The 12,845-nt window shown below is 55.0% G+C and carries 11 protein-coding genes; all 11 read left to right on the top strand.

Annotated elements, in window-relative coordinates:
- The first annotated feature begins 125 nt into the window (after positions 1–125).
- The 11 genes from ACE419_RS00490 (at position 126) to ACE419_RS00440 (ending at position 12,647) form a co-directional block, all read left to right on the top strand.
- Positions 126–1,274, top strand: coding sequence for an AAA family ATPase (locus ACE419_RS00490; RefSeq protein WP_435720660.1), 1,149 nt, complete (start codon positions 126–128; stop codon positions 1,272–1,274).
- A complete protein-coding gene (locus ACE419_RS00485) occupies positions 1,271–1,957 on the top strand; it encodes a hypothetical protein (RefSeq protein ID WP_435720659.1) in 687 nt (228 codons plus the stop codon). Before ACE419_RS00490 ends, ACE419_RS00485 begins: the two co-directional genes overlap by 4 nt.
- A 280-nt stretch (positions 1,958–2,237) precedes the next feature.
- Positions 2,238–3,170: an NAD-dependent epimerase/dehydratase family protein gene (locus ACE419_RS00480; protein ID WP_435720658.1), complete on the top strand. Its 933-nt coding sequence runs from the start codon at positions 2,238–2,240 to the stop codon at positions 3,168–3,170.
- A gap of 286 nt (positions 3,171–3,456) precedes the next feature.
- Complete coding sequence (gene pheS, locus ACE419_RS00475) at positions 3,457–4,485, top strand: phenylalanine--tRNA ligase subunit alpha (protein ID WP_435720657.1); 1,029 nt, start codon at positions 3,457–3,459, stop codon at positions 4,483–4,485.
- Positions 4,486–4,500: 15 nt separating this feature from the next.
- Complete coding sequence (gene pheT, locus ACE419_RS00470; protein WP_435720656.1) at positions 4,501–6,936, top strand: phenylalanine--tRNA ligase subunit beta; 2,436 nt, start codon at positions 4,501–4,503, stop codon at positions 6,934–6,936.
- Positions 6,937–6,969: 33 nt separating this feature from the next.
- Positions 6,970–7,278 (top strand): cell division protein ZapA, encoded by a 309-nt coding sequence (locus tag ACE419_RS00465; RefSeq protein ID WP_435720655.1) that lies wholly within the window; start codon positions 6,970–6,972, stop codon positions 7,276–7,278.
- Between the two features lie 200 nt (positions 7,279–7,478).
- Complete coding sequence (locus ACE419_RS00460; protein WP_302609991.1) at positions 7,479–8,123, top strand: TetR/AcrR family transcriptional regulator; 645 nt, start codon at positions 7,479–7,481, stop codon at positions 8,121–8,123.
- 95 nt (positions 8,124–8,218) lie between these two features.
- A complete protein-coding gene (locus ACE419_RS00455; RefSeq protein ID WP_302488770.1) occupies positions 8,219–9,277 on the top strand; it encodes an HlyD family secretion protein in 1,059 nt (352 codons plus the stop codon).
- Positions 9,274–10,527 carry an ABC transporter permease gene (locus tag ACE419_RS00450; RefSeq protein WP_435720654.1) on the top strand — a complete coding sequence of 418 codons (1,254 nt, stop codon included), beginning with the start codon at positions 9,274–9,276 and terminating at the stop codon, positions 10,525–10,527. Before ACE419_RS00455 ends, ACE419_RS00450 begins: the two co-directional genes overlap by 4 nt.
- A complete protein-coding gene (locus tag ACE419_RS00445; RefSeq protein ID WP_435720653.1) occupies positions 10,499–11,662 on the top strand; it encodes an ABC transporter permease in 1,164 nt (387 codons plus the stop codon). Before ACE419_RS00450 ends, ACE419_RS00445 begins: the two co-directional genes overlap by 29 nt.
- A gap of 154 nt (positions 11,663–11,816) precedes the next feature.
- Positions 11,817–12,647, top strand: a complete 831-nt coding sequence (locus tag ACE419_RS00440) for an acyloxyacyl hydrolase (protein WP_435720652.1) — start codon at positions 11,817–11,819, stop codon at positions 12,645–12,647.
- The last annotated feature ends 198 nt before the right edge of the window (positions 12,648–12,845 follow it).

Genomic DNA, 12,845 nt, shown 5'->3' with positions numbered 1-12,845 from the left:
TAGCATGTAAGGCTTTGTCGCAGGGGCCGTTCTATGCCAAGTAAGATATGTGTAATATGTAAAAGCTATGCCTGTGACAATGAAAGGTCGTGGGCATAGCTTTTTGGATAGAGGTGAGGGGCGAGATGTTCATCAATTGGATGGCTTATGAAAATAAGACGACAGGGCAGAAAATCGAACGTTTGAATTTTGAACGGATGAATTTATTGGTAGGACCGTCTGCTGCAGGCAAGACGCAGATTTTAAAGGTGCTGTCGGATTTCCTGCAGGTGGCAGTATACGGTCAGGCCATACCGACTGCCTGTCATTTCCAGATAGGCTTTCAAATGTCGGACAATCCTTATGCTGCGGAGGATTCAACGAAGTCGTTTGTATGGGAAATCGAAACGGGCAGCCGTTACTCGCTGCAGGGAGAGAATGATAAGCCAGCCCATCAGATTGTCAAAGAGCAATTGACTTCGGGAGAAGAAACTTTTTTTTCGCGTCATGAACAGGAAATCAGAATCAAGGATTATGACCGGATTCCTGCCATTGCGAAAGACAAGAGCATCTTATATGTATTTCAAGGGAATCGGCCGTTTGACCGGATCACGCAGGATATGCGTCTGGTATCGTCGTTTTATAAGCAGGGAAATGCCTTTGAGCCCATCCCTGTGAAGTGGATGAACGATCTTGCGGATTTGTTTCCGACGAAGGAAGAGCCGGCGAGACGTTCTCATATACATATGCTGGCAGAATCAATCCTGCCCATTGGTGCAGATATCCATATAGCCAAACTGCATATGCCGGATTTGTATGATGATTTTTTGCTGGATGTGCAGGATGTGTTTCCCGAGATTGAAGGGATTGAGTTAGTCAGTTCCACCGTTTTTACAGGAAAATATGTGCTCGGCGTAAAGATTGATGGCCGCGATATTGAGCAGCAGAACGTATCAAGCGGTATGCTGCGGACCATCTGGATCTTTGCTTTGCTGCATTTCCGTTGCCGTCATACGACCATTTTGTTTGATGAGCTGGAGAATAGTTTAGGCATAAACTGCCTTGACAGTGTGGTAGAAAGGATTCGCCTGAAAGCGGCTGAAGAGGGAACGCAGTTCATCTTGACCAGCCATCACCCGTATATCATCAATCAGATCCCCGTGAACGACTGGCTGCTAATTTCACAGAAAAAAGGTGTGATCACAGGAAAAAAAGCAGCAGACGTCGGTATTGGCAAGACCAGCCGTGAACAATTTGTGGACTTGTTGAATTACATGCTGAGGCAGAAACGATGAAGATATATTTTCTGACTGAGGATTCGAAGTCATTCTTTTATGTCCTGCCGCATTGGCTCAGATATATGCTGCCGGAATTTCACGAGGCTGATGGCATGGCCGATTTTCATGACAATTCTTTCTTGGTAGAGACGGGCGGTGGGTATCCGCGCATCAAGAAACAATTGCAGGATACAATCAAGACCTTTCAACAGGACGTGCCGCCGCCAGATTATTTCATTGTTTGTTATGATACAGATGATGCTGACGAGGAGCAGATTGAGTCTGATCGGGCTATGTTTGCCTCGTATTTTCAACAGGCAGATGTATCGTATTCATTTCATGTCCTGCCAATGAAACGCTGTTTTGAAACTTGGCTGTTAGGCAATCGGGCGGCATGGCCGGCCGTCATCTCAGATGATTTTGCTCCGTTTGCGAATCATTACCCGGTCAATCAAAAGGACCCAGAAGATATGGAGAGAGCCGCTGATTTTCAGGAATCGAATTCGATGTATCATTTTCGCTATTTGCAGAAAATGCTTCGCTGCAGCGTACGAAAGAACTATAGCAAACGAAGTCCGGGATACGTGGCCAATGAATCATATCTATCAGACATACGCTCTCGCGTTATGGCGATGGATGACATAAAATCATTTCAAAGCTTTTTAAAGGTCATGAGGGAAATACGGATGCGGCTGCTGTGATGCTGTTTTAGCTAACCTCAAACACCATTAATTGCTCCATGCTGCGAAAGGGTTTGTCGGTGAATCTTATTGCGGAAACTACGCAGCTTTCTCTGGAAGAGGTGCAGAAGCTGGCGCGGGATAATGGTTTGGCTCTTTGATAGAATGAATCTGATTGTATATGAAATGCCCTGTGGATTTATGCGCTGCAGGGCTTTTTGGGTTGTGTAAAGATGAAAACTGTCTTATAATAAAATAATACGATTTAAAACAGCAGTTTAAGGGAGATCGGGGAAGGTTCATGAAGATTTTGGTTACAGGGGGAGCGGGTTTTATTGGGTCGCATCTTGTGCGGCAGCTGATGGAGCTCGGGCATGAGGTCGTGGTGCTCGATAATCTGAGCACGGGTGCGCGGGAGCATTTGCCGGCGGGGGGATTTACGTTCTGGCAGATGGATGACCGCGAGGCGGCGGCGCGTGAGAAAATCGCGGCGGGTCATTTTGATGCCATTGTGCATCTGGCGGGGCAGACGATGGTCGATGCCTCGATCCGGGACCCGCATTTTGATGCGGCCGAAAATGTCATGGGCACGGTCAATGTGCTTGAAGCCGCGCGGGAAAGCGGCGTTTCACGCGTGATTTTTGCTTCGACGGCCGCGGCGTATGGCGATGTGACGGAGGATTTGCTGCCGCTTCGCGAGGAGCTCAGGCTGGCGCCGCTGTCTTTTTACGGACTGACGAAGGTCACGGTCGAGCATTATCTTGACCTTTATCATGAGCTTTACGGCCTTGACTACGTCGTGCTGCGCTTTGCCAATGTTTACGGCGAGCGTCAGGGCGACAAGGGCGAGGGCGGCGTCATCAGCATTTTTGCGAAGCGCGTTGCGCGCGGCGAGGGCCTGACGATTTTCGGCGACGGCGGGCAGACGCGCGATTTCATCTACGCCGGGGATATCGCGCGCGGCATCTGCAGGGCGCTGGTGACGGAAAAAGTCAATACGGCGTACAACCTCAGCACGCAGACGGAGACAAGCCTCAAGGAGCTCGTGGAAATCTTCGGGCAGGTCGAGGGCAGGGCGCTCGTGCCGGCCTACAAAGAGGCGCGCGAGGGCGACATTTACCGCTCGATGCTCGCGAATGAAAAGGCTAAGACGGGGCTCGGCTGGGAGCCGGAAGTTTCGCTTACGGAGGGACTGCGCCGTACGGTCGCGTATTTCCGGAGCGCAGAGGCGTAACCCCTTCCTTTCGCTCAGTTGCAATTTTTGCCGCGATGTGGTATATTAGTACATCATGACGATGATGAAGAAGAGTAGCCTGTCTTTCGTCTTCAGGGAGTCCCGCCGCGACTGGGAGCGGGATGATGAGGGCAGGTGAACGTTCGCTTCGGAGTTTCCGCAGGCAAGGGCGGACGCAGGGCTGCGTTAGAGCCGTAATGAAGCTACAAATCAGGGTGGTACCGCGAATTATACCTTCGCCCCTCGTATGAGGGACGGAGGTTTTTTATTTTTAGGAGGTTTTTTAATGGAGGAGAAGATTGAAAAGCTGAAGGCACAAGCTGCCGAGGCCATCAAGAATGCCGCAGGAAATCTTTCGGAGCTCGACGATATCCGCGTCCGCTTCCTCGGCAAGAAGGGCGAGTTTACGACAATCCTCAGGGGCATGGGCGCACTGGCCAAGGAAGACCGTCCGAAGGTCGGCAAGATTGTCAACGAGGCCAAGGCCGAGATTGCCGAGCTCATTCAGCAGAAGAATGAGGAGCTCAAGGCCCGCGCGATGCAGGAGAAGCTCGCCAGCGAGAAAATCGATGTGACGCTGCCGGGCCGTCAGCAGCCTTTAGGCCATCTTCATCCGCTGACGCTGACGCTTGAGCGCATCAAGGATATTTTCTTCCGCATGGGCTTTTCCGTCGAGGAAGGTCCGGAAATCGAAAAGGATTATTACAACTTCGAGGCCCTGAATCTGCCGAAGGACCATCCGGCCCGCGATATGCAGGATTCCTTCTATATTACAGAGGACATTCTCATGCGTTCGCAGACGTCGCCTGTGCAGGCCCGCACGATGCAGAAGAATGAGCCGAATGCGCCGATCCGCATGATTGCGCCGGGCCGCGTTTACCGCCGCGATGAGTACGATGCCACGCATTCCCCGATGTTCACGCAGGTCGAAGGCCTTGTCATCGATGAGGGCATCACGTTCGCGGACCTCAAGGGCACGCTTGAGCTCTTCCTGCGCCAGATTTTCAGCGAGGACGTCAAGGTCCGCCTGCGTCCGAGCTTCTTCCCCTTCACGGAGCCTTCGACTGAGGTCGATATTTCGTGCGTCATGTGCCACGGCAAGGGCTGCAAGGTCTGCAAGGGCACGGGCTGGCTCGAGATTCTCGGTGCCGGCATGGTGCATCCGCATGTGCTGGAAATGAGCGGCTACGACCCGAAAAAGGTCTCGGGCTTCGCTTTCGGCATGGGCGTGGAGCGCATCGCGATGCTTTCGTACGGCGTCGACGATCTGCGCCTGTTCTACGACAATGACATGCGCTTCCTGCGCCAGTTCTGAGAAAGGGGATAAACAATGCAGGTTTCCATCAAATGGTTAAAGGATTATATTGATTTTGACTGGTCGGCAGAAGAGCTTGCAGACCGTTTCACGATGGCCGGCGTGCCGGTCGAGAACGTCATCCGCGCGGATGAGGGCCTCGACCACGTTGTCACGGGCCGCATCGAAAAGCTTACGAAGCATCCGGATTCCGACCATCTGCAGATTTGCCAAATGAATGTCGGTGAAAAGGATCTCATTCAGATTATCACGGGCGCACAGAATGTCGCTGAGGGTCAGGTCGTACCGGTCGCCATGGTCGGCGCGCATCTGCCGAACGGCATGCACATCAAGAAGGGCAAGCTGCGCGGCCTGCCGTCGAACGGCATGCTCTGCTCGGCAGGTGAGCTCCACCTCGACCTCACGAAGCTCACGGAAGAAGAAAAAGACGGCATTTATATCCTGCCGGCGGATACGCCGGTCGGTGTGCCGGCCAAGGACGTGCTCGGCCTCGACGATGTCGTGCTCGAGTTCGAGCTCACGGCCAACCGCGGCGACTGCTTCAGCGTGCTCGGCCTCGTGCGCGAGATTGCGGTCCTCACGGGCAATAAGCCGAAATGGCCGGTCATTGCCTGCAAGGAAGACGATACAGCCAAAGCTGCGGATATGATTTCGGTCGGCATCGAGGCACGCGACCTCTGCGACCGCTTCAGCGCGCGCGTCATCAAGAATGTCAAAATCGGCCCGTCGCCGGAATGGATGCAGCAGCGCCTTGAAGGTGCCGGCATCCGCGCCATCAACAATGTCGTCGATGTGACGAACTTCGTCATGATCGAGCTCGGCCAGCCGATGCACGCTTATGACTACGATGAAATCACGGGCCACAGCCTGACGGCCCGCCTCGCCAAAGAGGGCGAAAACCTCCATACGCTCGACGACAGCTCGCGCCTCGCGAAGGGCACGGAGCTCGTCATTGCCGATGCCGAGCATCCGGCAGGACTCGCGGGCATTATGGGCGGCCTCGAGACGGAAGTCACGGACAAGACGACGACGGTCGTACTCGAGGCAGCTTCTTTTAACGGCCCGAGCATCCGCCGCACGGCCCGCGCCTGCGGCCTGCACTCCGAGGCTTCGGGACGCTTCGAGCGCGGCGTTGATGTGACGAATACGCCGCGTGCGCTTGAGCGCGCTGCACAGCTGCTGCAGGACATGGGTGCCTGCACGGTCACGCAGGGCATCGTCGACTGCTATCCGGAGAAAAAGCAGCCGGTCACGATCGACTACACGACAGACGAGATCAACCGCCGCCTCGGCACGAACATCGAGGGCACGGAGATGGTCAAGATCCTGACGTCGCTTGGCTTTGAAGTCGAAGCGAAGGGCGAGGAACACTACCATGTCACGGTGCCGTCGTGGCGCAATGACTGCACGTACATGGAAGACCTCTCGGAAGAAGTCGCGCGCATTTACGGCTTTGACAAAATTGCGAGCACGACGCCGTTTGGCCGCATGGTACAGGGCAAACAGAGTGCAAAGCAGAATTTTGTCGATAAAATTAAGCACACGCTCGCCAGCCTCGGCATGACGGAGGAGCTTTCGTTCTCGTTCACGAGCGAGGACCTCTTCGATAAGCTGCTCGTGCCGGCTGATTCGGAGCTGCGCCGCGCCATCCCAATCATGAACCCGCTGACGGATGAAGCCCCGCTCGTCCGCACGTGCCTCTTAACGTCCATCATGGAAAACGCCGTGCGCAATTTCTCGCGCAAGAACAACGACCTCAAGCTCTTTGATGTCGCGCCGGTCTTCCTGCCGAAGGCACTGCCTCTTACGGAACTGCCGGAAGAGCGCCTGAAGGTTGCGGGCCTCATTACGGGCCGCCGCAACGAAGTCGGCTGGAACCAGTCGAACGAGATGGTCGACTTCTTCGATATGAAGGGCATTGTCGAAGAGCTCTTCCGCGTACTCGGCATTTCGAAGTACACGGTCGAGGCCGGCGAACACTTTGCGATGCATCCGGGCAAGACGGCCCTGTTTAAGAAGGGACGCGAGACAATCGCCGCTGTCGGCGAGCTCCATCCGCAGGCTGCCGAGAATTTCGGCATCAAGCAGAAGGTCTACCTCTTCGAGATGGATGTCGAAGTCCTCATGAAGTACACGGGCAAGAACTTCCACTTCGAGTCGCTGCCGAAGTATCCGGCCATCGCGCGCGACCTCGCCATCGTCGTCGACACGGATGTTGCTGCAGCAGACATCGAGCGCGTCATCGCGAAGAACGGCGGCAAGCACTTCAAGGATGTTACGCTGTTTGACGTTTATACGGGCGAGCATGTCGCGAAGGGCAAGAAGAGCATGGCCTTCAACCTGCAGTTCCAGTCGAAGGACAAGACGCTGACGGATGAAGAGGCTGATGCAGCCTTCAAGAACATCCTGCAGGCCGTCGAGAAGCAGTTCGCAGCCGAGCTGCGCGCCTGATTTTTGCCGATACAGGGAAGCGGAGGGATTTCCATGGCTGAAGCAAAGGCAGTAGGAAATACGCAGAACACGCAAAAAGGTGCTGAGCAGGCGAAAAAGCCCGCGCAGCGCGTGGCCGTCGAGATTTTTGGCGAGACGTATCCGCTGAAGACAACGGACGACCCCGAGCGCCTGAAGAAACTCGCAAAGGGCGTCGACCATCTGATGAAGCAGATGGCCCGCGGCGTCCGCAGCTTCGACAGCACAAAAATCGCCGTGCTCACGGCACTGCAGATTGCCGACGAATACGACAAGCTCAAGTCCGACTACGACGAGCTCGTCGAGCTGCTTGACGAAAAATAAAATAAAGCAGAATATGCGCCTATTATAATAGGAAGGAAAGACACGGATTCTTTAGTGAAGCCGTGTTTTTCTTTTTGTTTTGTCCTTGTTTTTGAGCAAAGTGCTTGACGAATTTGTCTGATTTTTTTATAATATAAATGTAAAAATCAAGTTGAACACGTTCAACAAATTCTGTTTGGGAAAGGACAGGGGGATTTTTGATGAAGGAACACACAAAGGAAATCCGGCAGAAGGTGCTGGAAACGGCGAAAGAGCTGCTGATCGAGCAGGGCTACAAGAAGACGACAATCCGCAGCATCGTGAACCGCTCGGGGGTACTGACGGGCAGCATCTATTATTTCTTCAAGAATAAAGAAATGATTTTTGCCGATATGATCGCGACCATCGTGCATCAGTGCATTGAGAAAATCGATGCCTGCAGCGAGGGGGAATCGCCGGCGTTCAAGTACGCGGTGATTTGCGAGGTCGAGCTCAAGAAGATGCAGGACGATCCGCGCATTCGCGAGATTTACTACGAGTGCTACCATTCGCCGATTATCTTTGAGCGCATGGTCGATTTGTTCGCCGCTTATGCGGAGCAGCTTTTTGGGGAGCGTTTCACGAAAGAAGAATACCGCCAGAAGAATCTGCTGATTAAGGGCGCGATGGGGGCCTGCATCACGGCCATGAATTTTGAGACGGCGATGAATACGGAAAAAGCCCGCCGCGAGGTCATCCGCGCCGCACTGAAGCTCTTCGGCATTTCGGAGGCAGAGATTGAGGCTACGCTGCAGCATATGGCCGAGCGCGAAGAAATCTGGCAGAAGATTGCGCAGGAGCTCGTTGAGATGCCGCTGGCAATCTGAGCCTGGCGAGCTTCTCTATATTTTTTCTAGGCTGTGATGGCCTAAGGTTTTTTTGCACTGAATTTGAACGCGTTCAAAATAGGGAGATGGTAGATATGCAAGGAAAGATGAGCAAGGCAGGGCAGCGGTCTCTGGGGCTGCTGCTGGCGTTTGTGCTGCTGATGATGATGCTCTGCGCGGGCTGCGGCAGGACGGCCAATGCGGACCAGACGACGTGGGGCCGTGCGGACGCGAAGGAAATCGACGTGAACTCAAAGATTGCGGGCCGTGTTGTGGAACTGCTTGTCAAGGAAGGCGATACGGTCAAGGAAGGTCAGGTCATCGCGCGCATCGATAAACGCAGCCTTGAGGCGCAAAAGGCCGAGGCTGAGGCGAGCATCCGGGCACTGCGGGCTCAGCAGGCGCAGGCGGCCGTGACGACGAACATGCAGTCGGGCACGACGGCTTCGGCGGTTTCGGAAGCACAGGCAGCGACGGATCAGGCACGGGCGGACCTCGCTCTCGCGCAGGCCGACCATGACCGCTATGCAGAGCTCCTGTCTGAGGGGGCTGTCTCGAAACAGACGTTTGAGCAGTTTGACACGAAGTACAAGACGGCGCAGGCCGCTTATGAGCAGTCAAAGGCCGCCGTGCGTCAGGCACAGGCCGGCACGCTGCAGACGGATGCATCGCGCGCGAACGAAGAGGCTCTGGCCATGAAGATTGAGCAGGCCGAGGCCACGCTGCAGAACATCGAGGTATCGCTCGATGAGACGGAAATCCGCGCGCCGTTTGACGGCGTCATCACGCAGAAGTACATCGAAGAGGGCTCGATGATTTCAAATGGCACGCCGCTTGTTGCCGTGCAGGACCCTGAGGACAACTGGATTGACATCAAGGTGCCGGAGACGAAGCTCTCGAAGTATTATGTCGGTCAGGAAGTCACGATGATTGGCCGCGACAACGCGACAAAAGTCACGGGCACGATTACGGATATCAGCAAGAAGGCTGAGTTTGCCACGCAGCGTGCGACGAGTGAACGCGGCGATGAGACGGATATCGTGAGCTTCAATGTCAAGGTGCAGGTCAACTCCGATGTGCTGCGCCCGGGCATGCGCTTCCGTCTTGAAGGGCTGGACGACGATCAGGCAGGGTCGTCCGGTGGTGCATCATGAAGGGCTTAGGCAGTATCAGCAGTATCGGGCGTATTTTTGCCTCACTCTATGCGATTGCCAAAGAGGAATTTCTCTATCTCATCAAGGGCAGGCCGCCGGTTGCGCTCGTGCCGTTCATCGTGCCGCTGGGCTTTGCTGTGCTGTTTGGCCTGATTTATCAGGAGAACGTTGTCAATCATATCCCAATGGTGGTCTGGGATGAGGACCAGTCGGCGACGAGCCGTTCACTCATCGAGGCGTACACCGATGCAGACCGCTTCACGTTTGTGGCGCAGGTTTCGGACGAAGCGTCGATGCGGGAGGCCATTCACGATGGCGAGGCCCGCGTGGCTCTGGCCATCCCGCGGAATTTCGATAAAGACCTCAAATCGGGGCGCGGCGCGGATTTTATGCTCATGGTCGATTCGTCGAATAATATGTTCGGCAATGCGGCCATCAGTGCTTCGCAGGAAGTCAGCCGCTCGTTCTCGGTCGCGGCAGGACAGCAGCTGCTTGAGAGTCAGGGGCTTTTGCCGGACGATGCCATCAATTCGGTTTATCCCGTGCGCATGGGCGTGCGCATCCTCGGCAATCCGGCCAACGGCTACAGCTCGTTCATGCTGTCGGGCCTCATGATGAACGGCCTGCAGATTGGCGTCATGCTGTCGCTTGCACCGGCCCTCGTGACGGAGCTTCTGCAGCCGCGCTGGCGGAAGAAACATCCGTTTCTGATTCTCGTGGGCAAAAGTATCCCGTACTGGCTGCTTTCATTTGCGGCGTATCTTCTGTCGCTTTACCTGATTATCCATGTGTTTGCCGTGCCGATGCGCGGCAGCTGGGGAGAGGCGATGCTCTTAGGGGCTTCGTTCATCTTCTTTGTCAGCAGTGTGCTGCACATTTTCTCGAGCTGCTGCCCGAGCCGCGTGCTGTCGCTGCAGGCCCCGATGGTCTACATCATGCCGGGCCTTCTGTACAGCGGCCTGTCGTGGCCAAATTTTGATATGAGCAGCATCGCGTCCGTGCTCGGCATGCTGATGCCGATGACGTACGGCGGCGACACGCTGCGCGACATTCTGCTGAACGGCACGGCACCGACACTCTATACCAACTGTAAGATTATGCTGCTCGGCGGTATTGGCTGCCAGCTCGTGGCCGCAGGGATTTTTTATCTGCGGCGGCGTTTCCATATCTGGACGGACGAATCCGGTACATCTCATGGAAATGAGGGAAAGGGGGAGCACGATGAAACTTCTGCAGGCAATGAAGCGTGAACTGCTGCTTGCTGTACGTGACCCGCGGCGTCTCGTGTTCCTGTTCGGCGCGGCCGTAGCCTATCTGATTGTCTTTGGCCTCTTGTACGTGCCGAATCTCGTCAAGGATGTGCCGTGCGTCGTCTACGATGCGGAAAACTCGCATTTCTCGCGCGAACTCGTGCGCGACATCGAGAGCAGCGACAGCATGAAGGCCGCGGTCTTTGTGACGAGCGAGGAAGAGATGCAGAACGCACTCAACACAAAGCAGGCGTATGCGGCCATCGAGATTCCCCCGGACTTTTCAAAAAAAGTCAAGACAGGGCAGGGAGCAGACGTGCTCTACATGGCGAACGGCGCGAACATCATCCTGACGAATATTACGAGCTCGGCCATGCAGGACATCCTCGCGGCATTCTCGGACCGCGCGGCCGCGGAACGCACGGCCCTGCGCACGGGCGGCGATGAACAGCTGCTGCAGCACATGATCGCGCCCGTGCACGTGCACCTGCGCGTGCTCTACAACACGACACAGGGCTATATGTTCTTCTTCCTGCTCGGCCTCGCGATGGTCGCGTTCCAGCAGGGCATATTCTTTGCCGTGGGCGCGGCCGTTGACGGCGAATATGAACAGGCGCAGGCGGGCGCACACGACTGGCAGAATTCCTCGCTGCTGCTGCTCGCGGCCAAATTCGTCCTATACTGGTGCCTCGCGATGCTTTCCTATTTATTGGTAGTCTTCCTCGTGCAGGAGGTTTTTGAGATTCCCTTAAAGGCTCCCTTGGGCACGCTTTTGACGCTCGCGGCCATTTTCATCACGGCGGCCATTGCCTTTGCCGTGTTCTTCTCGTCGCTTTTTAACCGCGAGATGGAATTCGTGCGGGCCATCATCATGTATCCGGTACCGGCCTTCATTTTCTCGGGCTACACGTGGCCGCAGGAGTCCATGCCTGTATGGCTGCAGCAGATTGCCGGCCTTTTTCCGCTCTCATGGTTCTCGAACACCGTGCGCGAGCTCTTCCTTGCTGGCCATTCGCCGCGCCTCGCGGCTGACTGTCAGGCCCTGACGATTCTCGCCGTCGTCTTTATGGGCCTTGGCGCGGTGATTTTCTGCCTGAAGATGCGGCATTACTGCAGATTGGGGGCAAAGAACTGAGCGTTTGAGAGTCGGCTGCATTTATGCTATGATAGAAACATTGGGGAATAAGGAGTTCTATCGATAGAATCGATAGAATAGATAGAAATCAAGAAAAAGAATCACAAGTGTGCTGGCAATCGGCATAGTAATGGATGAAGGATGGCGTATTGGTATGAAAAAACAGGATTCGTACAGTAAGTATAATAAGTATAAAAAGGGGCTGTTCCTGCTGCCGGCAGCGGCACTCGGGCTGATGGCATGGCAGGCACCGCTTGTTTCAGCGGCTTCCGTGACTTCGGCGGAGCAGGCGCAAAATGTGCACGTTGAGGCTGTGCAGAATCAGACGCAGTCAGCTGCAGCTCTGAAAACGGAGCAGCAGGCAAAAACGGCAGATTCTGCGGCAGGTGCTGAGGCAGGGAATGCGGGCGGACAGACTGAAAAGGCTAAACCGGTTCCCATAATGAAGCGTGTACAGGCTCTTGACGCAGCAAAGGCAAGTCAGGCCGAAAAAAGGCATGCAGACGGCAATATCGAAGTGCAGCTCGAGTACCTTGACGGCCGTTTCTTCAAAAAGCGCAATGTCGACCTCTACAATGTGCATGTCTACAAGCAGTACAGGGAACTCGGCGCCCTGTCGCTGCATTACGGCCTGACATTTGAGCGCGCGCTCGGCTACACGACCGAGGATGATATTTATCGCGATGCCGAGGCCGTGGGCTTTGGTCCGTCGTACATGCTGCGCTGGACGAAACACGTTTCGGGCAAGCTCGATGCCTCGCTCGATGCCACGGGCAGCGTGCTCGCCTACAACCACGCGCATCCGGGCAACGGCCGCGCCTTCGGCTTCCTCTGGCGCATCGGCCCGCGCCTGACGTACAACTACACGGACCGCGATGCCCTGAGCCTTGCCTACCTCTTCCATCATTCGTCGAATGGCTTCAGCACGCACAATCCGGGCTACAACGGCGTCGGCTTCTCGCTGGGCTTTACACATTGGTATTGATTGTCGGCAAAGAGCATTTTGCTCTTGTCACAGTGAACACTTAGCAGAGCGTTTCCTCTGGGAATGGACATTCCCGAGGGAACGCTCTTTCTTTATAACTGTTATTACAAAAATTAAAAATATTTTAAATTTCGGCAGGAGTTTTAAGAGGCGTGGAGAAGAAGGTAGTATCCGCTATAGAAGGACAATGAGGCCTCT

Source organism: Mitsuokella apri (assembly GCF_047974105.1).
In the GTDB taxonomy this organism is placed as follows: domain Bacteria; phylum Bacillota; class Negativicutes; order Selenomonadales; family Selenomonadaceae; genus Mitsuokella.
Note: the sequence above shows the minus strand (reverse complement) of the source record. Positions and strands in the feature narration are given on the sequence as shown.

Coding starts and splice junctions, on each gene's coding strand:
- ACE419_RS00440 (WP_435720652.1), top strand. CDS start 11,817: ATGAAAAAACAGGATTCGTACAGTAAGTATAATAAGTATAAAAAGGGG.
- ACE419_RS00490 (WP_435720660.1), top strand. CDS start 126: ATGTTCATCAATTGGATGGCTTATGAAAATAAGACGACAGGGCAGAAA.
- pheS (WP_435720657.1), top strand. CDS start 3,457: ATGGAGGAGAAGATTGAAAAGCTGAAGGCACAAGCTGCCGAGGCCATC.
- ACE419_RS00445 (WP_435720653.1), top strand. CDS start 10,499: ATGAAACTTCTGCAGGCAATGAAGCGTGAACTGCTGCTTGCTGTACGT.
- ACE419_RS00480 (WP_435720658.1), top strand. CDS start 2,238: ATGAAGATTTTGGTTACAGGGGGAGCGGGTTTTATTGGGTCGCATCTT.
- ACE419_RS00465 (WP_435720655.1), top strand. CDS start 6,970: ATGGCTGAAGCAAAGGCAGTAGGAAATACGCAGAACACGCAAAAAGGT.
- pheT (WP_435720656.1), top strand. CDS start 4,501: ATGCAGGTTTCCATCAAATGGTTAAAGGATTATATTGATTTTGACTGG.
- ACE419_RS00455 (WP_302488770.1), top strand. CDS start 8,219: ATGCAAGGAAAGATGAGCAAGGCAGGGCAGCGGTCTCTGGGGCTGCTG.
- ACE419_RS00460 (WP_302609991.1), top strand. CDS start 7,479: ATGAAGGAACACACAAAGGAAATCCGGCAGAAGGTGCTGGAAACGGCG.
- ACE419_RS00485 (WP_435720659.1), top strand. CDS start 1,271: ATGAAGATATATTTTCTGACTGAGGATTCGAAGTCATTCTTTTATGTC.
- ACE419_RS00450 (WP_435720654.1), top strand. CDS start 9,274: ATGAAGGGCTTAGGCAGTATCAGCAGTATCGGGCGTATTTTTGCCTCA.